The organism is Sorangium sp. So ce362 (assembly GCF_051519845.1).
In the GTDB taxonomy this organism is placed as follows: domain Bacteria; phylum Myxococcota_A; class Polyangia; order Polyangiales; family Polyangiaceae; genus Sorangium.
Genome location: NZ_CP150332.1, coordinates 10503585 through 10529165, shown reverse-complemented (window position 1 = coordinate 10529165; position 25581 = coordinate 10503585). Strand labels below are relative to the sequence as shown.

20 protein-coding genes are annotated in these 25581 nt (G+C 72.9%); 11 read left to right on the top strand and 9 right to left on the bottom strand.

Annotated elements, in window-relative coordinates; genetic code table 11:
• Positions 1–17: 17 nt before the first annotated feature.
• Together WMF17_RS40535 and WMF17_RS40530 are read right to left on the bottom strand one after the other, a co-directional pair.
• Positions 18–1019: an NAD-dependent epimerase/dehydratase family protein gene (locus tag WMF17_RS40535; protein WP_437598828.1), complete on the bottom strand. Its 1002-nt coding sequence runs from the start codon at positions 1017–1019 to the stop codon at positions 18–20.
• Positions 1016–5524: an AMP-binding protein gene (locus tag WMF17_RS40530; protein WP_437646394.1), complete on the bottom strand. Its 4509-nt coding sequence runs from the start codon at positions 5522–5524 to the stop codon at positions 1016–1018. The genes WMF17_RS40535 and WMF17_RS40530 overlap by 4 nt, the downstream gene beginning before the upstream one ends.
• Positions 5525–5868: 344 nt before the next feature.
• Here WMF17_RS40530 and WMF17_RS40525 point away from each other — a divergent pair, with 344 nt between their 5' ends.
• Positions 5869–6804 (top strand): deoxyribonuclease IV, encoded by a 936-nt coding sequence (locus WMF17_RS40525; RefSeq protein ID WP_437598825.1) that lies wholly within the window; start codon positions 5869–5871, stop codon positions 6802–6804.
• Between the two features lie 79 nt (positions 6805–6883).
• Here WMF17_RS40525 and hutU read toward each other — a convergent pair whose 3' ends face one another.
• On the bottom strand, positions 6884–8557 hold the full coding sequence (gene hutU, locus WMF17_RS40520; RefSeq protein WP_437598824.1) for a urocanate hydratase: 1674 nt from the start codon (positions 8555–8557) through the stop codon (positions 6884–6886).
• A gap of 189 nt (positions 8558–8746) precedes the next feature.
• Here hutU and WMF17_RS40515 point away from each other — a divergent pair, with 189 nt between their 5' ends.
• Positions 8747–9037 (top strand): hypothetical protein, encoded by a 291-nt coding sequence (locus WMF17_RS40515; RefSeq protein WP_437646393.1) that lies wholly within the window; start codon positions 8747–8749, stop codon positions 9035–9037.
• Here WMF17_RS40515 and WMF17_RS40510 read toward each other — a convergent pair.
• The 4 genes from WMF17_RS40510 to WMF17_RS40495 form a co-directional block, all read right to left on the bottom strand.
• Positions 9034–11100, bottom strand: coding sequence for a protein kinase domain-containing protein (locus WMF17_RS40510; protein WP_437646392.1), 2067 nt, complete (start codon positions 11098–11100; stop codon positions 9034–9036). The two genes, WMF17_RS40515 and WMF17_RS40510, sit on opposite strands and share 4 nt — an antisense overlap.
• 22 nt (positions 11101–11122) lie before the next feature.
• Positions 11123–12100 (bottom strand): hypothetical protein, encoded by a 978-nt coding sequence (locus WMF17_RS40505; RefSeq protein ID WP_437598821.1) that lies wholly within the window; start codon positions 12098–12100, stop codon positions 11123–11125.
• A gap of 98 nt (positions 12101–12198) precedes the next feature.
• Positions 12199–12987 (bottom strand): hypothetical protein, encoded by a 789-nt coding sequence (locus tag WMF17_RS40500; RefSeq protein WP_437646391.1) that lies wholly within the window; start codon positions 12985–12987, stop codon positions 12199–12201.
• Between the two features lie 94 nt (positions 12988–13081).
• Positions 13082–13387 carry a YfhL family 4Fe-4S dicluster ferredoxin gene (locus WMF17_RS40495; protein ID WP_437482514.1) on the bottom strand — a complete coding sequence of 102 codons (306 nt, stop codon included), beginning with the start codon at positions 13385–13387 and terminating at the stop codon, positions 13082–13084.
• 159 nt (positions 13388–13546) lie between these two features.
• Here WMF17_RS40495 and WMF17_RS40490 point away from each other — a divergent pair, with 159 nt between their 5' ends.
• From WMF17_RS40490 to lpdA, 6 genes are all read left to right on the top strand, one after another.
• Complete coding sequence (locus WMF17_RS40490; protein WP_437646390.1) at positions 13547–14257, top strand: hypothetical protein; 711 nt, start codon at positions 13547–13549, stop codon at positions 14255–14257.
• Between the two features lie 53 nt (positions 14258–14310).
• On the top strand, positions 14311–15339 hold the full coding sequence (locus WMF17_RS40485; protein ID WP_437598816.1) for a HEAT repeat domain-containing protein: 1029 nt from the start codon (positions 14311–14313) through the stop codon (positions 15337–15339).
• Positions 15336–15950, top strand: a complete 615-nt coding sequence (locus WMF17_RS40480) for a DUF4149 domain-containing protein (protein WP_437646389.1) — start codon at positions 15336–15338, stop codon at positions 15948–15950. The genes WMF17_RS40485 and WMF17_RS40480 overlap by 4 nt, the downstream gene beginning before the upstream one ends.
• A gap of 114 nt (positions 15951–16064) precedes the next feature.
• On the top strand, positions 16065–16340 hold the full coding sequence (locus tag WMF17_RS40475; protein ID WP_437598812.1) for a hypothetical protein: 276 nt from the start codon (positions 16065–16067) through the stop codon (positions 16338–16340).
• A gap of 114 nt (positions 16341–16454) precedes the next feature.
• A complete protein-coding gene (locus WMF17_RS40470) occupies positions 16455–17633 on the top strand; it encodes a thiamine pyrophosphate-dependent dehydrogenase E1 component subunit alpha (protein WP_437646388.1) in 1179 nt (392 codons plus the stop codon).
• Positions 17634–17796: 163 nt separating this feature from the next.
• Entirely contained in the window at positions 17797–19203 is a 1407-nt protein-coding gene (gene lpdA, locus WMF17_RS40465) for a dihydrolipoyl dehydrogenase (protein WP_437598809.1), read from the top strand.
• Positions 19204–19465: 262 nt separating this feature from the next.
• Here lpdA and WMF17_RS40460 read toward each other — a convergent pair whose 3' ends face one another.
• Complete coding sequence (locus WMF17_RS40460) at positions 19466–20620, bottom strand: bifunctional methionine sulfoxide reductase B/A protein (RefSeq protein WP_437651445.1); 1155 nt, start codon at positions 20618–20620, stop codon at positions 19466–19468.
• Between the two features lie 124 nt (positions 20621–20744).
• Positions 20745–21749 carry a hypothetical protein gene (locus WMF17_RS40455; RefSeq protein ID WP_437598806.1) on the bottom strand — a complete coding sequence of 335 codons (1005 nt, stop codon included), beginning with the start codon at positions 21747–21749 and terminating at the stop codon, positions 20745–20747.
• A 203-nt stretch (positions 21750–21952) separates the two neighbouring features.
• On the opposite strand from WMF17_RS40455, the gene gloB reads away from it, so the two are divergent.
• From gloB to WMF17_RS40440, 3 genes are all read left to right on the top strand, one after another.
• Positions 21953–22708, top strand: coding sequence for a hydroxyacylglutathione hydrolase (gene gloB, locus WMF17_RS40450; RefSeq protein WP_437598805.1), 756 nt, complete (start codon positions 21953–21955; stop codon positions 22706–22708).
• Positions 22709–22774: 66 nt separating this feature from the next.
• Positions 22775–24535: a 1-acyl-sn-glycerol-3-phosphate acyltransferase gene (locus tag WMF17_RS40445; protein WP_437598804.1), complete on the top strand. Its 1761-nt coding sequence runs from the start codon at positions 22775–22777 to the stop codon at positions 24533–24535.
• On the top strand, positions 24532–25464 hold the full coding sequence (locus WMF17_RS40440; RefSeq protein ID WP_437598803.1) for an NAD(P)-binding domain-containing protein: 933 nt from the start codon (positions 24532–24534) through the stop codon (positions 25462–25464). The genes WMF17_RS40445 and WMF17_RS40440 overlap by 4 nt, the downstream gene beginning before the upstream one ends.
• The last annotated feature ends 117 nt before the right edge of the window (positions 25465–25581 follow it).

The window sequence follows — 25581 nt, the reverse complement described above, 5'->3', positions numbered from 1 at the left end:
ATACGAGGCCGCGCCGCCTACGCCTGCGGCCAGACCACGCCGCGCGCGCGCAGATCGGCGACGGTGTCCGCGAGCGTCTCGAGCGGGTCGCGGGGCGTCCAGCCGAGCTCGCGCCGCGCCTTCGTCGCGTCGAGGTACCAGAAGTGCTGGCCCATCGCGGCCGACACCGGGTCGACCGGCAGATCGAACGGCAGCCGCTTCCGCGCCCGCTCGATGAGGTGCGCGCCCGCCTTGGCGAGCGCGATGCTCCGCGGCAGCCGCAGGGCAGGGGCCGGGACGCCCGAGATGCGCGAGAGGCGGCGGAAGAAGACGTCCAGGCTCATGTTGGCGGCGCCGAGCAGGTAGCGCTCGCCCGGGCGGCCCCTCTCCATCGCCAGCGCCATGCCCTGCGCCGCGTCGCGGGCGTCGACGAAGGAGAGGCCGCCCGCGGGGGTGAAGGGGAGCCGGCGCTCGAGGAAGCTCACGACGTCCCCCGTCGACGCGCCGTGGACGTCGCCCGGACCGAGCAGGATGCTCGGGTTGACGGCGACGACCTCGAAGCCGGGCCCGTTGCGATCGAAGGCCGCGCGCTCGGCGTACAGCTTCGAGCGGTAGTAGGGCCAGCCGGCGATGAGCTCGATCGGCGGCTCGGCCGTCTCGTCGCGGACGTCGTTCGGATCCGTGCTCACCGCGACGACGCCGCTCGTGCTCGCGATCACCGCGCGCCTCACCCCCGCGTCGCGGCAGGCGTCGAGGGTGATCTTGGTCCCCTCGACGTGGGTCCGGTAGAGCACCTCGGCGTCCTCGCGGCGCCGCGAGACGCGCCCGGCGCAGTGGAAGAGCCCCTCGCAGCCCTCGGCGGCGCCGCGGACCGACGCCGCGTCGAGGATGTCTCCGCGGCGGAGCGACACGCCTTGCTCGGCGAGCGCGGGCGCCTCCGCCCGGCAGAGCGCCACGACGTCGTGGCCCGCCCCGCGCAGCGCCGAGACGAGGTGCGAGCCCAGGAAACCGGTCGCGCCGGTGACGAGATAGCGGCTCATGCGAGGTCGAAAACCTTCTGGAAGGTCTGGAGGAGGGAGATGTCGTTCGATTTCACGAGGCCCGTCATGAACTCCATCGGGCTCGGTGTGTAGGCCTCGCGGACGATCTTGGTGAAGATCTCCGGCGTTGTTTTGAGGACGCAGTCGGCCTGCTGGCTCGGCTTGCCGATCCGCGCCTCGCAGCTGGCCGGGTCGATCCGCAGCGTCCACTTCGCCTCCTCCTCCGCCCCGAGCGTGACGTAGTAGGTGAGCGGCTGGGTGACCCGCCCGGCCACGTACTTCGCCTCGAGCTCGCGGAACAGGACCGTGAGCGGGTGCTCCTTCGTGGTGGCGGCCTGATCGATGCTCTCGACCCGGCGCAGGTCGAGCGCGCCGCCGTCCCTGAGCTTGATCACGGCGAGCTGCGTGAGCTCCGCGACCCTGCGGCAGGCCACCGCGTACTTCATCCCGGCGGTGAGCCGCCGGAGGTCGCCGATCTCGAGCGGCGGCCCGATGCGCGCGACGAGGTCGCGGCGGATCGGGACGCTGCGCCCCTTGGGGAGCGCCTCGAAGGTGCCGCCCAGGTAGAGGGGCAGGATGTCGACGTTGTGCGTGAGCGCGAGGTGCCCGATCGCCGGCTTGAACTCCAGGATGCTGCCGTCGGGGCTGCGCGTGCCCTCGGGGAAGAGCAGCACGGTCCGCCCGCGGTCGAGGATCTCGCCGGTCTGGCGCAGCGCCGTGCGGAGGCCGCCCTTGCGGTCGAAGGGCGCCAGGTTCGTGAGGTTCTCGAAGTAGGCGCGCCGCCAGCGGTTGCCCTCGAAGAAGTAGTCCTGGGCGGCGAGCGAGACGATGCCGTCGCCGTAGCTGCCCAGCGCGAACTTCACGAGCCCCATGTCGAGGTGGCTCGCGTGGTTCGAGATGACGATCGTGTTGCGGTTGTGCGGGATGAACGCGCGCCCGTAGACCTTCGGGCGCATGAGGTTCCCGTAGAAGCCGGACTGGACCTTGTTCATCCAGTGCTTGGCGAAGTCGGCCACGGGGCGGGGGATGTGGAGGGGCTCCTCGCCCGGCTTGTGCGCGTTCGGCTCCGCGATCGCGGCGCCGGCGGCGTCGTGCGCGAGCGCCCCCGCGCCCGCCTCGGACGCCGTGGCGGCCTCGGCGGCGAGGTGCGCGACGATCGCCTTCACCTCGGAGCGCTTCACCTGGCCGGACGCGGTGCGCGGCAGCTCGGCGTCGTGGAGGTGCAGGGCCATGGGGTGGCACGGCTTGGGCAGCGCCTGGATCGCCGTGCGGAGCGCATCGAGCGCGCGCTCGTGCTGCGCTGCCCACGCGAGCGCCTCGTCGCCGCCTCCGTCCTTCGCGCTCGGCGCTGTGGGGACGGCGAGGCAGGCGACCTGCTCGCCGCCGCGGCCGTTGTCGATCCCGACGATCGCGAGCTCCTTGACGTGCTTGACCTTGCCGAGCAGGCGCTCGACGTCGGCCGGGTACACGTTCTCGCCCTTCGCCGCGGTGATGACCTCGCTCTGCCGGCCGACGAGGACGAGCCGCCCTTGCTTGTCGAGCTTGCCGAGATCGCCCGTGTGCAGCCACCCGTCCGCGTCGAGCGCGGTCTGGGTCGCGCCGGGGTCGTCGGCGTAGCCCTTCATGACGTTGGGGCCGCGCGCGAGCACCTCGCCGACGCCGTTCGCGTCCGGGTCCGCGATCTTGATCTGCACGCCGGGGATCGGCTTGCCCACGTTCCCAGGGCTCACCGTCGGCGACGGCTTGGCGACGGTCAGGAGCGGCGCCGCCTCGGTCAGGCCGTAGCCCTCGGCGAGCGGCAGGCCGAGCCCCTTGAACACGGCGGCCGTGTCCCTGGGGAGCGCCGCGCCGCCGGAGATGAGGAACCGGACGTTGCCGCCGAGCGCCTCGTGGACGTTGCCGAAGAAGAGCCGCCCCATGTTCAGCCCGAAGCGCTTGCCGAGCATGCGGTTCAGCTCCATGGCCCAGCTGAACGCGGCGGCCGCGGCGGGCCCCTGCTCCTTCGCCCGGGCGACGATCTGGCGCTCCAGCATCTGCCAGAGCGCCGGCACGCCGACCATCGCCGTGATGCGGGCCCTCTTCAGCCCGTCGCTCACCCCGTCGGCCGAGACCTCGTCGAGGTAGATGATCCGCGCGCCCTGCGACAGCGGCAGGAGCAGGCCGCAGGTGACCTCGAAGGTCTGGTGGAGCGGCAGCACGCTGAGCACGCGGTCGCTCGCCTTGAGCGGGAACAGCGGGGCGAGGGAGGCGAGGAGCGCCGTGAAGTTGCCGTGCGTGAGCAGCACGCCCTTCGGCTCTCCGGTCGTGCCGCTCGTGTAGACCATGCTCGCGACGTCCTCGCTGCCCACGCGCACGTCCGGGGGCGCGAGCCCCTCGCCGGACGCCGGTCCCAGGCCGGCCACGCGGCCCTCAGCGAAGCCGACGAGGTCGAAGGCGTACAGGTTCGGCAGCGCCGCGCGCACCTCGGCGCCGAGCTTCTCCTCGACGTCGCTGTCCCAGAGGACGACCTTCGCCGTCGACGAGCGGACGATGGCCGCGAACGCGCCCGCGTCGAGCCCCGGGTCGAGCGGGACGGCGACGGCGCCTGCGCGGAGGATGCCGAAGAAGGCGACGGGCCACGACGGCTGGTTCGCGCCGGAGAGCGCCACGCGATCGCCGCGGCGGACGCCGAGCGCGGCGAGGCGCGCGGCCGTCTGGCAGGCCGCGTCGCGGAGCTCGCGGTAGCTCGTGCGCGAGAGCCCGTCCTGCTCGATCCGCTGCAGGGAGAGCGCATGATCGAAGCGCTCGGCGACCTCGTCGAGCAGGTCGACCAGGCTGTCGTAGGGCCGGAGCGCCTTGATCTCCCGGCGGAGCATGTTCTCCATGAGCGGGAAGGCCCACTTCTCCAGGCCGGGCAGGTGGACGTTCCAGATGTAGTCGCGCCAGTCGATCTTCTCGGGCGCCCAGACGAAGCGCGCCCGCTCCTCGGGCGGCATGCGGGCCATCGCCGCGCGCGTGTTGGCGCAGGAGTAGACCCAGTCCGCCTCCGCGACGAACGGCATGAAGACCTCGAGGAGGGTCGCCGTCTTCTGCTCGGTCCTGGCGGCGTTCTCCAGCGCGGCGGCGGCCGGCTTGAGGAGGGCGGCGGCGGGGCCGACGCCCGCCGTCTTGAGCAGGCTCCCCAGGCCGCGGAGCGCGCCCTCGATGGCGCGCGCGCCGTGCGCGTTGTACTGCTGCCGGCTCAGCCCGCGCGGCTCGAAGCGGGAGGACACGATGTCGAAGAGTGAGGTCTTCTTCCCCTCGAAGACCTGCCGCCGCTTGTAGAGCCCGGCGAGCTCCAGGTAGCGGTCCACGCGGCAGCCGTTCGTGTCGGTCGTCCCGTACTGGTACACGGCGGCCGCGCGGCCCTCGATGAGCTCGCAGAGCGAGGCGATCATGCCGCTCGCGGTCATGTCGACCGGGATGAGGTCGAGCCGCACGTCGTGGTCGCCGGGGAACTGCACCTGCCCCTTCGAGGCGAGGTAGAGGTAGGGCGCCGAGGTGTTGATCCCCTCGTTCCAGCCGCAGAACGGGAACTCGACGGCGGTCTCGACGACGGCGGGGCGGACGATGGTGAAGGGGAGCCCGGAGCTCGCGAGGACCTGCTCGCCGATGCTCTTCGTGTAGGTGTAGATGTTGGTCCACCCCCAGAAGAGCGCGCGCTCCTTGCCGGCCTCGACGAGCCGGTCCTTGATGAACTTGCGCTTCACCCTGGCGAGCTCGTTGTCGAGCGCGCTGCCGCGGCCCGGCTCGCCGCGCGCGGCCAGGTTGGCCTTGGCCTCGTCGAGGAAGGCGCTCTGCCGGAAGGCGTCCTCGCAACGCTGGCGCGCCTGCTTCACGAGGTCGAGGCACTCGCTGATCTCGCGCTGCGGGTCCCAGTGCGATCGATCGAGCGTGCGCTTCGGACAGGCGGCGCCGAACCACGTCTCGCCTGCGGCGCGGGGGAACGGGATCTCGGCCGGGTGGTTCTCCTCGATGAGCCCGGAGCGGTACCCTGCGACGAAGCAGGTGCTCGTGTGCATCACCTTGGCTCCGAGGGTCCGCGCGAGCTCGACGATGTTGCTGATGCCGAACGCGTTGACCTCGAGCGCCTCGTCGAGCGGGGGGTTGAAGTCGACGACCCCGGCCACGTTCACGACCGCGGCGATCTTGCCCGTGAGCTCCCCGACGCGGGCGTCGAGCCCGAGCAGCGGCAGGCCGACGTTGCCGTTCATCGGGGTGATCTTCTGCCGCAGGTACGCCTCGAAGGCGGGCCCCGGGTGCTGCTCGCGGATCGGGTCGAACACCGGCGAGGTCGCGATCTGCGACCAGAAGCGCTCTTCCGGCGACTGGTTCTCCTTCGATCGGACGAGCAGGTAGATGTGGTCGATCTCCGGGAACCTGGCGAGCAGCATGGCCAGCCAGACCTTGCCGAGGAACCCGGTGCCTCCGACCACCACGAGCCGCTTGCCGGCGAACACCTGAGACGGCACCAGCGGCGGGACCACCGCGGTTTCCTCGCCCTTGGCTCCACCCGGCGACCCCGGCTCCGCCCCTCGGGCGCCGGCTCCGTTCGTAACACCCATATGGCTCATCGAGACTCCAGGAAGGCCGCTCAATTCGCGCCTGGGCCGGAACGCGTCAAGGGTGAGGTGCCGCGAACCGGGGTTCGCGCCCTCCGGGCACGGGGTTTGCTCGCACGTTTGCTCGCAGAATTGGGGTCGTTGCGGAGGATCGGACGACGTGCTCCGGCGATCGCATTCGCGCGTGGCCGGCGGAAGCCGTGGCAGATCGGGCGTGTTCGGCGGAATGTCTTGCCGTCGCGGGGGACGCGACCCAAGCAGTGCGGCCGATGATCTTCGGGGCGCATGAGTCCGTGGCCGGCGGCCTTTACCGCGCGATCGCGCTGGCGGGGGAGGACCGCTGCGAGGCGCTGCAAATCTTCACCAAGGTCTCGGGCCAGTGGCGGGAGCCCGCGCTGAGCGCGGATCAGATCGCCGCGTTTCGCGCCGCACGCGCGGCGTGGGCCGGCGCGGGCCCCACGCTCGCCCACGCGAGCTACCTCATCAACCTGTGCGCCGACGACGCCTCGATCCTGGAGCGCTCGCGGGAAGCGCTGTTCCAGGAGCTCGCGCGGTGCGACGCGCTCGGGATCGACTTCGTGGTGTTCCACCCGGGCGCGCACCGCGGCCTCGGCGAGGAGGCCGGCCTCGACCGCATCGGCGAGAGCCTCGCGATCGTGCTCTCGCGGGGGAAGGGGCTCCGCGCGCAGCTGTGCATCGAGAACATGGCCGGGCAGGGGTCGACGCTCGGCGACCGCATCGATCAGATCGCCGCGATGATCGAGCGCGCCGGGCCGGAGGGGGCGCGGCTCGGGGTCTGCATCGACACGCAGCACGCCTTCGCGGCGGGGCACGATCTCCGGAGCGAGGCCGGCTACGAGCGGTTCTTCGGCGACTTCGACCGGCTGCTCGGCATGGATCGGCTGCGGTGCATGCACGTGAACGACTCGAAGGCGGCGCTCGGGCAGCGGGTCGATCGGCACGAGCGCATCGGCGACGGGGAGATGGGGCTCGTGCCGTTCTGGCGCCTCGCGAACGACGCGCGGCTCGCGCGCGTGCCGGCGGTTGTCGAGCTGCCGCCGCTCTCCAGGGAGCGACGCGGCTACACGGAGGAGATCGCGCGGCTGCGCGGCCTCAGGGGCGCGCCGGAGCCGGCGGGGGCGTCGCCGCTCCCCGTCGATGCCCGGCCGCCGAGGAAGGGAAAGCCGCGCACCTCGCGAGGCTGACGCCCGCGCGAGAGCGGAGCGCCTCGGGGCGATCGTGGCCCTGCGGCATGGCTCGTATGCGCCGCGCTGCTCGGCGCGCTCACCTCGCCCGGTGCGGCACCCGTACGCCCTTCTCGTCTGCAACGCGGATCGCCGTCTCGTATCCCGCGTCGGCGTGCCGGATGATCCCCATCCCCGGATCGACGGTGAGCACGCGCTCGAGCCTCCGCCGGGCGGCCTCGGTGCCGTCGGCGACGATCACCATCCCGGCGTGCAGCGAGTTGCCGATCCCGACGCCGCCGCCGTGGTGGAAGCTGACCCACGACGCGCCGCCGGCCGTGTTCGCGAGCGCGTTGAGGATCGCCCAGTCGGCGATCGCGTCCGAGCCGTCCTTCATCGCCTCGGTCTCGCGGAACGGGGACGCGACCGACCCGCAGTCGAGGTGGTCGCGCCCGATCACGAGCGGCGCCTTCACCCGGCCGGTGCGCACGAGCTCGTTGAACGCGAGCCCGACCTTCGCGCGGTCGCCGTAGCCGAGCCAGCAGATCCGGGACGGGAGCCCCTGGAACGCGATCTTCTGCTCGGCGAGCTCGATCCAGCGCCGGAGGTCGGGATCGCCCGGGACCGCCTCGAGCACCGCGCGGTCGGTGGCGAGGATGTCCTCGGGATCGCCCGACAGCGCGACCCACCGGAACGGGCCCTTGCCCTGGCAGAACAGCTCGCGCACGTACGCCGGCACGAAGCCGGGGATCGCGAACGCGTCCTGGCAGCCCGCCTCCATCGCGCAGGTCCGGATGTTGTTGCCGTAGTCGAAGACCTCGGCCCCGCGCTGCTGCATCGCGAGCATCGCCTCGACCTCGATCCGCATCCCCGCCTTCGCGCGCGCGACGTACGCCGAGGGGTCGCGGGCGCGCAGCTCCGCCGCCTGCTCCAGCGTGAGCCCCGGCGGGACGTAGCCGACGAGCGGATCGTGCGCCGCGGTCTGCTCGGTGACGAGGTCCGGCGTGACGCCGCGGCGGACGAGCTCCGGATAGACGTCGGCGGCGTTGCCGCAGAGGGCGATCGAGCGCGGCGTCCCGCGCCGGACGCTCTCGAGGACGGCCTCGAGGGCGCGATCGATGTCGTCGATGCGCTCGTCGACGTAGCGGGTGCGGAGCCGCTTCTCGATGCGCGCCGGGTCGATCTCGACGCCGAGGCAGGCGATGCCCGCCATGGTCGCGGCGAGCGGCTGCGCGCCGCCCATGCCGCCGAGCCCCGCGGTGAGCACCCAGCGGCCGCCGCCCGGGGCGCGCGCCGCGTGCGCCTTGCGCGCGGCGACGAACGTCTCGTAGGTGCCCTGCACGATGCCCTGCGAGCCGATGTAGATCCAGGAGCCCGCGGTCATCTGCCCGTACATGGTCAGGCCGAGCGCCTCGAGCCGCCGGAACTCGTCCCACGTCGCCCACCGGCCCACGAGGTTCGAGTTCGCGAGGAGCACGCGGGGCGCGTCCGGGTGCGTGCGGAAGCGGCCCACCGCCTTGCCCGACTGCACGAGGAGCGTCTCGTCGTCCTCGAGCTCCCGGAGCTCGCGGACGATCACGTCGAACGCCTCCCACGATCGCGCGGCCTTCCCGGTGCCGCCGTAGACCACGAGGTCGTCTGGCCGCTCCGCGACCTCCGGATCCAGGTTGTTGTGGATCATCCGGAGCGCCGCCTCCTGGATCCACCCCTTGCAGCTCCGCTCGCTCCCGCGCGGCGCGCGCACCCTCCGGGCCCCTTGCGCTCCCGTCGTCATGCTGTCGTGTACTCCAGCCGGCGCGGCTCGACCAGGCGGCGCGGCGTCCGTCGCGGCGCGCGACGCTGTGCGCCGACGCGTGACGTAAGCCTGCTCTGCGCGCCCGACGTCTCTCCAGGACAGCCGGCTTCGTCCGAACCGGAGTATGCTCGCCCGCGGCGCGAGCAGCGCCCGACCCCGGGAGAATCCATGATCTCGACGATCCGTTCGGCCCTCGCGCGTTGTCCGGTCCGGGCCCTTCCGCTCGCAGCCCTGGCGCTCTCCTTCGCGGCGACGGGGTGCGACAAGGTCGGGTGCTTCGAGTGGACCGAGCTCGAGGGGGAGTGCCCCGCTCAGGAGGAAGCGCTCGACTACTTCGGCGGCTCCACCTGCGGCGGCGAGGTCCAGTCGGTCGACAGCGAGCCCGACTTCGACGGCGACTACTGCTGTTACGACATCACCAAGCGAGCCGACGGCGAGTACCCCACCTGCGCGTTCTAGGGCTCGTCCAGCGCGTTCCTGTCGAGCTCCTCGAGCGCGGCGAGATCCCGCGCTGCCAGCTCCTCCACGCCGCCGGCAGCCTCGCGCGGGTAGGCCAGCGCGATCTCGCCGTCGTGCAGGTAGAGGTGCTGGCCGTCGATGCACCCGTGCGCGCCTCCCGCCGCGTGGAGCGCCGCGATGGCCTCGCCGAGGCGCGCCCGCTGGCCCCTGGTCAGGGCGCGGCCCTCGTCGGCGAGCGCGCGGCCCTGGGGCGGCGCCACCCAGACCTCGCCGGCGGCGAGGTCGACCCGCAGGACGGACGGCAGGGCCGGGTGGCCGGCGCGCGCGAACGCCCGGGCCCGGGCGAGGGTCGCGTCGTCGAGCTGCAGCACGAGCACGTCGCGATCGAGCCAGGCGTCGCGCCATCGCCCCTCCGTGTCCCGGCCGTCGCCGACCTCGAGCGTCGCCGCGAGCCGCGTCGTCGTGGGGGGCGGCGCCTCGCTCGACCGAGGCCGGGCGCTCGCGCGCGACCGCCGCGGCCGCGGGCTCTCCGGCCAGGGGAGCGCGGTGATCGCGCGCCGCGCCTCGAACGCGTCGGCCGGGCGCGCGGCGGGGTCCTCCGCGAGCAGCGCCGCCACGATGGCGTCGTGGGCCGCCGTGAGATCCGGGTGGACCTCGCTCGGCGCCGGATCGAGGTGCCCGCCCACGGCGGGCGCGGGCGGCTCTCCGGTGAGCAGCTCGGCGAGCACCGCGCCGGCGCCGTACAGATCGCTCGCCAGCGTCGCCGGCCGCCCCATCCGCTGCTCAGGCGACATGTACGCGAACGTCCCGATCGCGCCCGCCGTCGCGGTCGTCGAGAGATCGCCGAGGTGCGCCGCCCCGAAGTCCGCCAGGTGCGCCGTCCCGATCTCGTCGAAGAGCACGTTGCTCGGCTTCACGTCGCGGTGAAGGATGCCGAGCCGGTGCGCCTCGCCGAGCGCGGACAGGAGCGCGCAGGCGATCTCGACGGCGCGCGCGGGCGCGACCGGCTCCCCCCGGAGCCGCTCGATCAGGGAGCCGCCGGCCATCCAGGCGAGCACCATCGCGGGCCCCTCGGGGTGATAGGCGCGGAGCGCGACGACGTTCGGGTGCCGGAGCTGGGCGAGGGCCCGCGCCTCGCGCTCGAACCGGAGCAGCGCGTCGCGGCCCGCTCCGAACGCCGCGCCCGCGAAGATCTTCACGGCGACGCGCTCCGCCGTGATCCGGTCGCGCGCCTCCACCACGCGCGCGTGATGCGTGGCCGTGACCTCGCGCAGGGTCTCGTAGCGCCCGAAGAGGAGCGGTCCTGCGGGCGCGGCGCCGGCAGGAGAGGGCGCCGCCGCGGGGTCACCGGGAGCGACGGCCGGCGACGAGCGCGCCTCCTGGCCGCGCGGGTCGAGCCGGGAGAGCTCGTCGCGCACGGTCTGCGCGGCGTCCTCGAGCCCGAGGTCGCCCAGGCAGCGGCAGAGCAGCGGCAGCGCGCGGGCGCGCTCCGCGGAGGCGGGGGGCAGATGCTGCAGCGCCCGCACCGCGGCCTCGGCGCGGCCGTGGCGCGCGAGGAGCTCGCCGAGCGCGAGCCACGCCGCCGCGTCGCCCGGGCGGCGGCGGAGCGCGGCCTCGAGCACGCGCGCGCCGTCCGCGGGGCGGCCGGCGAGCTCGAAGCTCTCGGCGGCGCGGCGCGCGTCCTGTGCCGCGGTGAACGCCTCCGCTGCCGCGGCGTGGTCGCCGAGCGCCGCGAACAGCGCGCCGGCGTGGCGGGGGAACCCGCGCGCCGCGAGGTCGGCGGCGACGCGCAGCGCGGCGTCCCGGGGCGCTGTGATCGAGAGCTCGTCGAGCGCCTCGCGCGCGAGCGCGTCGTCGCCGCCGAGCGCGGCCATCAGCGCGGCGCGGGCCGGGTCCTCGGCGGCGAGCGCCTCCCTGGCCGCGCCGGCGAAATCGCAGACCCGCTCGAGCAGCTCCGACGCGCCCGCGCGATCGCCGGCCGCCACGAGGAGCGCGGCGCCGCGCTCGCGCTGCCCGATCGCGGCGAGCTCGTCCGCGCGCCGTCGCAGGTCCTCGTACGCCACCCCGAGGTCGGCCGCCCAACCGTCAGCGCGCGGCGATGCGCGCGCGGCCGTTCACGGAGAGGTCGAAGCGCACCTCGCCGAGATCGATCCCCGAGGCGCTGAACGGCACCTGCCGCGTGCGGTGCACGGCGAGCGTCGCGCTCGCGGGCAGGGGGCCGAGCGTCGACGGATCCAGCAAGGAGCCCGGGATCACGCCCCTCCCCGTGTCCTTGAACGCGCACCGCACGGTCGCGCCGTGCGCCGAGGTCACGTCGATGTAGATGACGTCGCGCGCCCGGTCGGCCTCACCGCCCTCGTCCGGGCGCCACTGCACCACCGCGCCGACCCCGGCGTCGAGCTCGACCAAGTCGGCCAGATCGGCGTCGCCCACCCGCACGTCCTCGGGACCGGCGGGGGCGTCGGCCTCGAAGGCGAACCGGTCGAGCTGCCCCGAGCCCGAGCTCTCGAAGACGTACCGCGCCGGCGCCGGCAGATCGCTGGTGGCGTCGCGCGACGTGTAGAACACGCCGAAGACCAGGGCGCCCACGTCGGGGAATGCGCGGGCGGCGAGCGGCATTTGGGTGCTGTCGGTCCGCATCGTCACGTCGCCCGCGTCGAGGAGCTCGATCGGGCTGAGGGAGCTGAAGCTGCTCGCCGCGTCATCCTCGGCGGCGGGCGAGAGGACCATGCAGCTGCCGGCGGTCGGGAGGACGAACGCCTGGCCGACCGCCCCCTCGGCGAGCTCGGGATCCATCGCGGAAGAGAGGCGCATGAACTTCGCCAGGACGTTGGTGACCGACGACGCGCTCTCGTCGGCCGCGACCGGCAGCGCCGCCTCGTCGAGCTCGACGGGGGCGGTGGCGGCGTCCCGGCTCAGGTTGATCGCGCGCTCGACGCGCACGACCCCCTGGGTGACCACCCCGCTGACGTCGGCCGCGTCGCCCGCGACAGGCGCCGAACAGCCGACGAGAGCCGCAACGGCGAGGAGGCATGAGGTGGAGAGGGCGCCGTAGGGACGCATAGATCCGAGTCTAAGGCCGGTCCTCCGGCCGGGCAAGCACCTGCGCTGCCCACAGAAAATGCAAGAAATTCGATTTTTTCTACGGCTTTACGGCCAGGTCAGAAGGTGACCGTGAGGCCGCCGCCCGGGGCGACGGTGCCCTGATCGAGGGCGACCGGAACCCCGCCGATCTCGCCCATGGCGTGATGGTACGTTGCTGTAGCCTCCAGGGCGACATGTACGTGTCGGAACCCGGCGCGCACGCCCAGCACGAACCCGACCCGGAGGTGCTGACCGGATGCGTCGACGAGGGGCCCCTGGGTCGCCGAGCCGGCGGGCAGCCGCACCTCGCCGCTCAGGAGATCGAGCCCGAGCCGCGGACCGAACCAGAGCGCAAAGAGATCCGCGTCCGAGCGGAAGCCGAGCAGGAGCGGGACGTCGATCCCCGCGCCGTAGACGTCGCTCCCCGCCGCGATCGAGCCCGCGCTCGGGCTCGGAGCGCCCGCGAAGAGCGCCGAGGCGCCGAGCCCGAGCGACAGGGCCGCCTCGCCGAGCGGGAACGCATGGCGTCCGTCGAGCCGGAGGGCGCGCCCCGTGTACGTCAGCCCGGCCTCGTTCCCGCCGTCGATCCCGACGCGGGCGCTGGCCCAGGGCGCGACGCCCGGCGACACCGTGATCTCGGAGAGCTTCCGCCGCGCGGCGCCCTCCGTCGCAGCCGGGTCGCCGGCGCTCGCGCCTGCCTCCAGCGGGGCGACCGTCGCTCCGGCGACGATCAGGTCGCCCGACAGGCCCGCGCCGAAGCTCACGTTGCCCGGGCGGAGCACGTGGGCCGGATGGAGCAGCGGACCGCTGCCATGGCAGCCCGCGCAGACGCCTGCGAGGAGCGTTGCGACCCAGCGCCGGATCACGGTATGACCCGGGCGCCGCATTGAACCGACGGTGCCGGCGGAGACATGGGGAGCGCGGCCCGAGAGGCGACGCGAAGGGGCTCGAAAAGCTGCTCTACTTGCGGAAGCGCGAGGGGTAGTCGTTGGCGGCAGCCCGCTTCTGCAGCTCGGCATCGTCCGGGTGCAGCTTGATGGCGCGCGCGATGAGCGCTTCCTCGGTCTCCACGATTTGCGGATTGGGCAGGCAGCACTCGACCGGGCACACGGCCTGGCACGCTTCGTGGTCGTAAAAGCCGACGCACTCCGTGCAGAGCTCCGGATCGATCACGTAGATCTCGTCGCCCTCGCTGATGGCTTCGTTCGGGCATTCCGGCTCGCAGGCGCCGCAGTTGATGCAGTCTTCGGTGATGTAAGTCGCCATGGCCTTTGCTTCATTCTCCGGGTCAACCCCGGTCCGCTCGTTTCTAGAGGCCTGACCGCACGGTGTCAATTCGGGCGGAAGCGGGCGCAAGTTCCGCGCGATGGCGCCCGCGCACGCTTGCGCGCGGGCGCCCCTGCCGGTACTAAGCGGCCCTCCTCGATGCTTCGCCTCACCGGGCCCGCCCTCCTGCTCGTCGTCCTCGGCGTCTCCTCGCTGCTCGCCGGATGCGGCCCGCAGATCGGCGATGCGTGCATCACGTCGCTCGATTGCGTGCAGAACGAGCAGCAGCTCTTCTGCGATGGCACGCAGCCCGGCGGCTACTGCACGGTCTTCAACTGCGAGCCGGACAGCTGCTACGGCAGCAGCGTCTGCGTCGCGTTCAACCCGGTGCTGGATCAGGCGTGCGACGAGCTCGAGAACGTCCGCTGGCCGCGCTTCGAGCGCACGTTCTGCATGGCCACCTGCGACGACGACGACGACTGCCGCAGCGGCTACTCGTGCGTCGCGCTGCGCGATATCCGGGGCGCCGCGGCGATCCCGCCGGGCGAGCGCAACGCCGCGATCGTCGACTCCGAGCCGGAGAGCTCGAAGGCGTGCCTGCCGGATCCGTCCTCTACCCCGAGCGCGCCCGGCGAGCCGCTGGACGATGGCGAGAGCGGGCCCGGTGTCTGCAGGGCCGCTCCTGAGCAGCCCGCGTGGACTCCCTACACGCCCGGGGGCGAGGGCGGCGCCGGCGGCTCGGGGGGCGAGGGCGGCTCGGGCGGCGCTGGCGGTGAGGGCGGCGCCGGCGGCTCGGGGGGCGAGGGCGGCGCTGGCGGTGAGGGCGGCGCCGGCGGCTCGGGGGGCGAGGGCGGCGCTGGCGGAGGCTGAGCGCTGCGCCGTGCGGTCCGGCGTCGCGCGTCGACCGTGCTAGCGTGGGCCGCGTGTTCGGATCGGCTCCCGCGAAGAGGACGTTCGAGGCTGCGCTGCGCGACGTCGCCTCGCAGAAGCCCGCTGTGCGCGTGGGGGCCGTGAGCGACCTCGTCCCATATGCCGCGGAGGCGCGGGAGCAGGTCCTGTGCGCGATCGAGGGCGCGCTGCGCGCCGATGGGCACGCGGCGGTGCGCGCGGCAGCGGCCATCGCCCTCGCCGACACGAAGGCCGTCGAGGCGCTGCCCGCGCTGCTCCTCGCCGTCGAGGACGTGGATCCCAACGTCCGGCAGATGGCGATCACGGCGCTCGGCGAGATCGGCGACGCGCGCGCTACGGGGCGGCTCCGGCGCGCCCTCTCGGACGAGCGGCCCGAGGTCCGCTTCCAGGCGGTGATCGCGTTCCCCCGCGTCTGCGCCGAGCCGGCCGATGCGCTCGACGCCGTCATGCAGGCCTCGCACGACGACGATCCGCTCGTCTGCCACATCGCCCTGCGGATGTTCGAGGAGCTGGGGGAGCTCAACGGCGAGCTCCCTCCGGCGAGCCTGGCGCGGGCGAGCGCGCTGCTCGGCCACGCGTCGCCGCTCGTCCGGGCAGCGGCGGCGGTCGTCACCGCGCGTTTCGGCGATCCGGCGGGCCACGCGGTGCTCGTCGAGATCGTGGGTGGCAAGCTCCGCGGGGTCGACCACGAGGACGAGGCCGCCGCGATCGAGCTCTGCGGCGAGCTCGGCCTCTCCGGTTCCCGGAGCGCGCTCGAGCGGCGCGTCTTCGGGCTGAGGCTCGGCCTCGGTCGGGACCCGCTGCGCTGGCACGCGCGCGTCGCGCTCGCGCGGATGGGCCACGAGCGCGCGATCCGCGAGATCTTGAGCGAGCTCGGCGCGTGGGACCGCCACCGGCGCACGCTCGCCGTCGCGGCCGCCGGTCGCGCTCGCCTCGCGACCGCCCGCGCGGCGATCGCGGCGATGCGGGGCGACGCGCGGAAGGCCGATCAGGGGGCCGTCGAGGAGGCGCTCGCCGCCATCGCTTCCGAGGTGGATGCATGAACGATGAAGCCCAGTTCAGCGAGGCCGACCTCGCCCCGAGCCCCGAGGAGCGCGCCGCGTCGCGCCGCTTCTTGATCGATCGCGCGGCCGCGAGCGTGGCCGCGCTCGCGGCGGGGGCCTGGGCCGGCGGCCTCGTGGCGCTGGGCGCCTGCGCCGCGCCGTTCGTCTTCCGGCTCACCCCGACCCCCTTCTCCGGTGACGCGATGAGCGCGGCCTTCTCCCGCTTCGATCAGCTCGCGCTCGGCGCCGCGGTGATCCTCCTCGGCGCGGAGGTGGCGCGCACCTGGGCGGCTGGCCGTCAGGGCGCGAGCCGCGCGGCCCGCGTGCGCCGGGTCATCGCCATGGTGATGGCCGGGTGCGCCGCGTACGTCGGCCTGGCGCTCACGCCCCGCATCGCGGCGCTCCACCGCGAGGGCGCCCGGCGCGGCGAGGGGGAGCTCGGCATGGAGCTCGAGCGCGCCCATCGCCGCGCCGAGCTCGTGGGCCGGTCGGAGGTGTTCCTCGGCGCGAGCCTGGTCGTGCTGCACGTCTTCACGCTCGGCGCGCGTCGCCCCGAGCAGGAGGACGACGACGAGGACGCGGCCGCTCCGCTGCCGCCCGGCCCGCGGTGAGGACATCGACGCCCCCGACCTGCGCCGTCGCCGCGGGCGCCGGTGCGAGGGTGCCGACCCGACGACCGCAGCACGAGGCGCCGCCGCGTCGCGACCACGACAGGGAGAACCCAGATGCCGCGTGACAACAAGCTCTATAGCGGCTTCGTCAACCACGATTACATCCTCACCTTCTCGATCGCCGACGAGGCGAACCGGGCCCGCCTCGTCGCGCTGTGCGCCGGACCGTGGCAGGGCGACGAGGTCACACCCAGCACCTGGGAGGTGTCCAACACGCTGAGCCCGGATCAGATGGAGCGCGCCATCCTCGATCTGATGGGCGACGCCGACCGCGCCGCCTATTACTACCTCTCCGACAGCAAGCGGATGTTCCGCGTCCTCCTCGCCTGAGCGCGGCGCGACGCGTGTGAGCCGCTTCGCTCCGGCGGGCGACCGGGGTGAGCGGGCTCGCGCCGGCGAGCCGAAGGGGCCGCGATCGCCGCCATTTCGCGGTATGGTCCGGTCATGAGCGAGCTGGAAGCCACGCCGCCCGGCGCCTCGACCAGGCCCGCCGCCGACGCGCCGCCGCCCCGCGCGGGGGAGGGCGACGACGAGGGCTTGCTCAGCGTCCTTCGCGACGACGGAACGCTGGATCCCGCGACCGATCCCGGCCTGACCGACGCGCTGCTGTTGCGCACCTACCGCGAGATCAAGCGCCTCAGGCTGCTCGACGCGCGCATGCTCCTGCTCCAGCGGCAGGGTCGGGTCGGCTTCTACGGCGCGTGCACCGGCCAGGAGGCGACGCCGATCGCCACCGCGCTCGCGCTCGATCCGACGGACTGGATCTTCCCCGCGCTGCGCGAGAGCGTGATGATGCTGGTGCGCGGCTTCCCGCTCCGCACGTACGTGGCCCAGATCTTCGGCAACTCGGGCGACCTCCTCAAGGGGCGCCAGATGCCGTCTCACATGAGCGGCCGGCAGGTGAACCAGGTGTCCTGGTCGAGCTGCATCGGCCCGCAGATCCCGCAGGCGGTCGGCGCCGCATGGGCCGCGAAGCTGCGGCGCGACAGCACGGTGGTGGTGGGGTTCATGGGCGACGGCGCGACGAGCGAGCCCGACTTCCACAGCGCGATGAACTTCGCGGGGGTCTTCAAGGCGCCCTGCGTGATGATCTGCCAGAATAACCACTGGGCGATCAGCGTGCCGACCGACCGGCAGACGGCCTCCAGGACGATCGCCATCAAGGGGCGGGCCTACGGCGTCCCGTCGGTGCGGGTCGACGGCAACGACGTCATCGCCGTCTACCGCGCCGTCTCCGAGGCGGTCGCGCGGGCCCGGGCCGGCGGCGGCCCCAGCTTCATCGAGGCGCTCACTTACCGCGTCGGCGCGCACTCCTCGAGCGACGACCCGAGCCGGTACCGGTCGCAGGAGGAGGTCGATCGCTGGACGCAGCGCGACCCGCTGCTGCGCCTCGGGCGCCACCTCGTCGTCCGCGGCCTCCTCGACGACGCCGCGGAGGCCTCCCTCGAGGCGGAGCTCAACGCCGAGATCGCCGCCGCCGTCGCGGAGGTCGAGGCGATGGACCCGCCCGCCCGCGAGACCCTGTTCGAGGACGTCTACGCGGAGCTGCCCTGGCACCTGCGCGACCAGCGCGCGGAGCTCCTGCGCTCCCCGAAAGCGCCCGCGCACGGCGGCGGACGCTGACCACGGGAGGGATTTCCCCTCGGTGCGAGGTCGTGTAAGCCCCGGGCACCCAGGGTACGGCTCGCGGTCGCGGGCGCGGCCTCCGGGCTGGTCAGCGAGGGGCTTGCCTGACGGACCCCGGCGCCCCTAATCCCAGTCTCCGAAGCGCACAACAAGGACAAGGATGAAGACCTACGACGCAATCGTGATCGGAGCCGGCCCCGGCGGTTACCCCTGCGCCATCCGGCTGGCTCAGCTCAAGCAGAAGACGCTCTGCATCGAGAAGGAGCAGCCCGGCGGCGTCTGCCTCAACTGGGGCTGCATCCCCTCCAAGGCGCTCATCGCCGCCGCCCACCTCTACGAGAAGTCGCAGGCCGGCGCCACGATGGGGATCAAGGTCAGCGGCGTCGAGCTCGACGCCAACCAGATGCAGGACTGGAAGGAAGGCATCGTCAAGAAGCTCACCGGCGGCGTCAGGTCGCTGCTCAAGGGCAACGGCGCCGACCTGCTCGCCGGCACCGCCACGATCGTCGGGCCGAAGCGCGTGGACGTGACCTTGCCGGACGGCTCGGTGGAGCAGATCGAGGCGACCAAGGGGATCGTCATCGCGACCGGCTCGACCACCATCGAGATCCCGACGTTCAAGTTCGACGGCGACGCGATCATCGGCGCGAAGGAGGCGGTGAGCCTGCGCCGCATCCCGAAGCGGCTGCTCGTGATCGGCGGCGGCGTCATCGGCCTCGAGCTCGGCATGGTCTACCAGGCGTTCGGCTCCCAGCTCACCGTGGTCGAGGCGCTGCCGGAGCTGCTCACGGGCGTCGACCCCGACTGCACAAAGCTCGTCGAGCGCAAGATCCTGAAGCGCGGCGGCACGATCCACAAGAACGCCAAGGCGATCGGGTACGAGAAGCAGAAGGACGGCTCGGTCGGGGTGAAGATCCAGATCGAGGGCAAGGAGCAGACGATCGTCGTCGACACGGTGCTGGTCGCCGTCGGCATGAGGCCGAGCTCGAAGGGGCTCGGCCTCGAGAAGGTCGGCGTGACGGTCGATCAGCGCGGCTTCATCCCGACGGACAAGACGTGCCGCACCAACGTGCCGTCGATCTACGCCGTGGGCGACGTCAGCGGGCCGCCCCTGCTCGCGCACAAGGCGACGAAGGAGGGCGAGATCGTCGCCGAGGTCATCGCGGGGCACAAGGCCGCGAAGGACTGGGTCGCGATCCCGGGCGCGATCTTCACCGATCCGGAGATCGCGACGGTGGGGCTCACCGAGGCGGAGGCGAAGGCGAAGGGCATCGAGATCGTCGTCGGCAAGTTCCCGTTCTCGGTGCTCGGCAAGGCCATGGCCATGAACGAGACCGAGGGGTTCGCGAAGATCGTCGCCGACAAGAAGACGAAGCAGGTGCTCGGCGTCCACATCGTCGGACCGGAGGCCAGCACGATGATCAGCGAGGCGTCCCTCTCGCTCGAGATGGCGGCCTTCCTCGAGGACATCTCGCTCACGATCCACCCCCACCCGACCCTCGGCGAGTCGCTGATGGAAGCCGCCGCCCACGCCATGGGCACGGCGATCCACATCGCGAACCGCTGAGCGACGGTCACCCGCTTCGGATACGGGCCCACCTCGGCGTTTTCGGTGCTCAGCGCACCGGGGTGCGCTTGCGCGCCGAAAACGCCGATCTGGGCCCGTCTCCTGTGCGGAGGCCCGCCGCTCCGCTCTGCACGGAGCAGAGGTGGGCGGAAACCGCTGTCGCGCAGCGGACCGCTCGAAACATTTCACGGAGGCGTGGAGCTCTCAGCCTCCCCGCCACCCCTCGATTTTTTGCTGGTTCTTGACGTGATGACGCTCTGCGTCAATCGCGCATGTAATGGCACGTGTACCCGCCCGGGGACTTCTCCAGGTACTTCTGGTGATACTCCTCGGCGCGGGTGAACGGCCCGGCCTCCACGATCTCTGTCACGAGCGGCGCGCGCCACTTGCCGCTCTGCCCCACGCGCGCCTTCACCTCCTCGGCGATGCGGCGCTGCTCGGGCGTCGTGACGAAGATGGCCGAGCGGTACTGCGTGCCGACATCGTTGCCCTGGCGGTTCTGTGTCGTCGGATCGTGCATGCGGAAGAACCATTTCTCGAGCAGCTCGGCATACGACAGCTTCGCTGGATCGAAGACGATGCGCACCGACTCGGCGTGGCCCGTCACTCCGGTCTTCACGTCCTCATAGGTCGGCTCCTTCGTCCGGCCGCCGGCATAACCGACCTCCGTCTCGAGGACGCCGGGGATCTGCCGGAGGAGCTCCTCCATCCCCCAGAAGCAGCCGCCCGCCAGGATGGCTGTCTCCAGCGTCGTCTCGCAGCCGGCCGCCTCTCCAGGCGCGGGGAGCGCGCAGGAGTTCGCGCCGGCCTGCTCCGCCGGCGCGCCGCTCCGACCCTCGAACAGGGCACGGTAGGCGCCGTAGCCCTCGGCCTCGAGGCGATCCAGCGGGATGAACCGGAGGGACGCAGAGTTGATGCAGTAACGCAGCCCGCTCGGCCGGGGCCCGTCCTCGAAGACGTGCCCGAGGTGCGAGTCGCCGGCCTTGGAGCGCACCTCCGTCCGGACCATCCCGTGGGCCCTGTCGGAGCGCTCCACGACCCGCTCCGGCGCGACGGGGCGCGTGAAGCTCGGCCAGCCGGTGCCCGAGTCGAACTTGTCGACCGATGAAAAGAGCGGCTCGCCGCTCGCGACATCCACGTAGAGGCCCGCCTCGTGGCTGTTCCAGAAGGCGTTGCGGAACGGCGGCTCGGTCGCGTCGTGCTGGGTGACCTCGTACGCGAGCGGCGTGAGCCGCTTGCGCAGCTCCTCATCCGACGGTTTGCGATAGCTTCTGTCCGACATCGTCACAGCCTCCTTGGATACCAGGGCAGTCTTGCTCGCGTCCCCCGCAGCGCCCGTGCGCCAGCACGCGATCAGGGCGGCGGACGCGACGAGCATGAGCGCGAAGAGCAGACGAGCAGCGCGGAGCCAATTCATCTTCCACCTGGCCGGTCGAGGGTAGCGCATCCACCCCTCCTACGCCGCGCGGGGCCGCCGGTTTCGCGGGCGCGGCGCGCGCCGCCTGGCGCAGCGCCCGCCTAGCGCGGCGCCGGACTCGACCTCACGGGCCGCCGCGCTCGAGCGAGGCGTTCCCCTCGGCGGCGCGCCGCTCGAAGCAGTCGTCGGGGATCTCGCGCGCGCGACGGACGAGCCGGGTCGCCCCGATGAACGCCGAGGTCACCGGATCGTGGTAGCCGCTCGCTCCGTGCAGGCCCGGGACCGCGCGCTGGTAATGGCGCGCGACCCGCTCCATCAGCGCCTCGCGGACGTACTTGCCCACCATCGACGCCATCGCGACGCAAAGATCCGAGGCGTCGCTGTCGCGGACGAACGCGATCTCGCCGAGGCCGGGAAAGTGGTAGGCGCTGCGGGCGCGGCCCTCCTCGAGCACGAGGTGCAGCCTCCCGGCGAGCGGGCCGAACGCAGACCCGTATTTGCCGAAGCCGCCGACCTTGCCGCACACCGCGAAGACCTCGGCGCCGGCGAGGCCGCCGAGCTCGAGGATGAGGCGCTCCATCGCGTGGAGATCGAGCACGAACCGGTTCTTCCCGGCGCGTACCCCGTCGTTCATCCGCTTCACGCAGAGCAGCATCGAGCGCACGGCGACGATCTCGACCCCCTTCCCCGCGAGCTTGTCGAGGTCGCGGCAGACCGTGCGTAGCAGCTTGTCGGGCGCGGTGAACGCCTCGCCCTCCGTCGACCAGCACTGCGCCTCGACGTGGCCCGGGCAGAGCGCGCGCAGCGCGGCGCGGTCGTCGAGCGAGACGGCGTGGAGCAGCTCGTCGACCGACGACGGGTCGCCGGCCGTCGCGGTGCGGCCGCAGCCGCGCGCGACAAGCGCGCGGGCCCACGCCTCGCCGAGCGAGACGTCCCCGTGCGCGACGAGCTGCTTCGAGTCGCCGAGCCGCTGCGCGAGGGCGCCGCGGGGCGCGCGGCCGGCGGTCTGCCAGCCGGCCTCGGTGACGCGCGAGAGGACGGCCGTCACCACCATCGGACCGAGCCGCGGGCCGAGGCCGTTCTCATCGACGCCGATGCGGTAGCGGACAGAGGGCTCGGCGGACGCCATGCACGGCCCCTCTGCCACACGACGGCGCGCGCGTCACGGCGCGAGGCGACCCGCCAGCGTTATCCTCCCGCGCGCGGATCCGATCGAGGTCGACAAGCGCGCCCCATCACGTCCTCTTGAACGTTCTCTTTACGTTCTCTTTACGTTCTCTGCCCCGAGTTTTTCACAGGCTCCCCGCATGCGCCGCACTATATTTCTCGCCCATGCGCATCCTCACCGTGCCCTGCCTCAGCGACAACTACGCCTACCTCGTGGCCGCGGACGGGCGGCGCGAGGCGATCGTCATCGACCCGTCGGAGGCCGAGCCGGTCGTCGCGGCGCTCGACCGCGAGCAGCTCCGCCTGGTCGCCATCGTCAACACGCACCACCACCACGATCACGTCGGCGGCAACGAGGCGCTCCGCCAGCGCTACGGCGACCTCCCCGTCTACGCGCACGCGAGCGACGTCGGGCGCGTGCCCGCGCAGACGGAGCACGTCGAGGAGGGCAAGCCGGTCGAGATCGCCGGCCTCACGCTCCGGCCGCTGCACGTCCCCGGCCACACGCTCGGCGCCGTCTCCTATTGCGTCGAGGACGTTGTGTTCACCGGCGACACGCTCTTCATCGGCGGCTGCGGCCGCATGTTCGAGGGCACACCCGAGGTGATGCACGCCTCGCTCTCCAAGCTCGCCGCCCTCCCGGTGCACATGCGCGTCTTCTGCGGTCACGAGTACACCGTGAACAATCTCCGCTTCGCCGAGACGGTCGAGCCCGAGAACGAGGCCATCCGCAAGAAGCTCGCGGCCGCCCGCGCGGCGCGCGAGCGCGGCGAGCCCACGGTCGGGAGCACCATCGCCGAGGAGCTCGCGACGAACCCGTTCCTGCGCTGCAGCGAGCGATCCGTGCAGGCCCGCTTCCCGGGGCCCACGCTGCCCGACGTGTTCGCCGCCGTGCGGCGCGCGAAGGACGATTACCGCTGACTGACGACGTCGCGCACGGCCGCATTCCGCTCGCGCCCGCGGCCTGATTTCTATACGACTAGGCCCATGGACTCCCGCGCTCCCATCTTCGGGTTCAACGACGCGCGCGACGAGATCGTGCGTACCGTGGTCGATCGGGTCCTCGGCGCCACGAGGGATCCGCTGCTCGCCATGAACGAGGCGGCGTACCAGGAGACGAAGCGGCTCGAGGGGTCCCGGAAGCCGCAGGACATCCGCGAGCTCGCCGAGTGGCAGCGGCTCGCCCGCTCGCTCGGCCGCATGCACGACGCGGAGCGCCGCCGCCGCCTGCGGGAGCTCGCCGAGGAGCACGCGTGGGACATCGCGGGGAACTTCGACCCGCGCGTCTACCAGCTGTCCTCGCGGCTCCTGCCGCCGGTCGTGAGCGCCCTGCTCGCGCCGCGCAAGCTCGTGACCGTGGTCCGCGACCCGCGCAAGCTCATCAGCCTGGAGCTGCTCGCCGACCGGGTGCTCGTGCAGGGCCCGCTCGCGAAGCTCCGGTCGCTCGTGCAGCGCGGCACCGCGGTCTACGTCCCGACGCACCTGTCGAACATGGACTCGATCGTGTTCGGCTACGCCCTCGAGCGCGCCGGCCTGCCGCCCGCCACCTACGGCGCCGGCAAGAACCTGTTCACGAACCCGGTCCTCTCGTTCTTCATGCACAACCTCGGCGCCTACCGCGTGGATCGGCGCATCCGGCACAACCTCTACAAGGACGTGCTGAAGACGTACTCGGGCGTGCTCCTGGAGCGCGGCTACCACTCGCTGTTCTTCCCCGGGGGCACGCGGTCGCGCTCGGGCGGCATCGAGCGGAAGCTCAAGCTGGGCCTGGTCGGCAGCGCCTTCGAGGCCTACACGCGGACGCTGCTCAGCGGCCGCGAACGCCGCGTCTTCTTCGTCCCGGCCACGATCAACTACCTCATCACGCTCGAGGCCGAGACGCTCATCGCCGATTTCCTCTCCGAGGCCGGCAAGGGCCGGTTCATCATCGAGGACGATGAGTCGAGCCGGATTGGCCGGATCGCCTCGTTCCTCCGCAAGCTCCTCGCGATGAACGCCGCGGTGGTCATCCGCTTCTCGGAGCCGCTCGATCCGTTCGGCAACCGGGTCGACGAGCTCGGCCGCTCGTTCGACGCGCGCGGCCGCGAGGTCGACCCGGCGAGCTACGTGAAGAACCAGGACGGCGTCGCGGTCATCGACGCGGCGCGTGACGTCCAGTACGCCCGCGAGCTCGGCGAGGAGATCTGCCGGGCGTACGCGCGCGACACGGTCGTCATGGCGACGCACGTCGTCGCGGCGGCGAGCTTCGCCCGGCTTCGCGGCCACGCGCCGGCCGCGGATCTCTTCACGGTGCTCCGCCAGCGCGACGTGCTCACGGTGCCGCGCGACGACCTCGCGGCCGACGTGATGGCCCTGTGCGAGCGCCTGCGCGCGCTCGAGCAGAAGGGGTGCATCGTGCTGGGCGAGGACGTCCGGCTCGGCTCGGGCGGGGACATCGTCGAGCGCGCGCTGCGCGCCTTCGCGGGCTACCACTCGTCGCCGGTGCTCGACTCGCGGCCCGACGGCATCGCCATCTGCGACACGAACCTGCTCTTTTACTACCAGAACCGCCTCGCCGCCCACGGGGTGGCGTGGGACGTGATCGCGCCGCCCGGCGTCCCTTCCGGCCTGCAGGTCCAGCCGCCGCTCCCGCCGCTCCCGCCCTCCTCGCTGCCGCCGCCGCTGGACGACCGCGGCGCGGCCTCGTCGCGCGGCGGCGCCGCGGGCGCGCGCGCGGGCTCGATGAACGGCGCCGGGGGTGGCCAGTGAGCGCGCGTCCGGCGCCTTCGGTCGGGGTCATCGGCGGCGGCTTCTGGGGCGTGGCGCTGGCGCTCGCGGCGAGCCGCACCGGGGCCGAGGTCCTCCTGTTCTCGCGCCGCGAGCACCCGCAGATCAACGACGGCCCGCGGATCGTGCGGGACCACGCGGAGGTCGCCCGGGCGCGGCTGCTCGTCATCGCGGTGCCGTCGAACGCGGCCCGGACGGCGCTGCGCGCGCTCGGCGATCACATGGACGGCTCGCACCTCGTGATCCACGGCGTGCGCGGCCTCGAGGGCGAGGCGCTGAAGACCGTCTCGGACCTTGTGCGCGAGGAGACCCCGGCGCGCCGGGTGGGCGCGCTGGGCGGCCCGATCCAGGAGGACGAGCTGCGGGAGGGCCGCCCCTCGGCGATGGTGTGCGGCTCGCGGTTCCCCGAGGTGCACGCCGCGGTGACCGCGGCGTTCCAGTCCGACGCGCTCCGCGTCTACACGACGCCGGATCTGCAGGGCCTGGAGTGGGCGTCGGCGCTGGTCGGCTGCGTCGCGGTCGGCGTCGGCTTCGCCGAGCAGGCGGGCGCCGGGCCCGGGCTGCTCGCCGCGCTCATCTCGAGGGCGGTCGACGGCGCGGCGCGCATCGCCGCCGCGGCCGGCGCCGAGGAGCGGACGATGCTGGGGCTCGGCGGCTACGGCGACCTGCTCGCCTCGATCCGGCTCGAGAGCCGCCCCGAGGTGATCCTCGGCAAGGCCCTCGCGCGCGGGCGGACGCTCGACGAGGCCGTCGCGGAGGCCAGGCTGCGCGTGGAGGCGATCCCGCTGATCCCGCGCGTCGTGGCGTTCGCGAGGGCGCGGAAGGTGGACGGCGGCGTGTTCGAGGCGCTCGAGACGATCCTGCAGGGCGGGGCGCCGAGGACGGTGCTCGACCGGATGTTCGCGGCGTGAGGTGGAGCGGGCGCTGCGCGCCTCTCCCGTCGTCACCGCCGCGCTCGTGGTCCTCGAGAGGGCGGATATCTGGAGGAGGTGCCCTGTTTCTGTCGTGGCTTGAGGACAGCCGCCCCG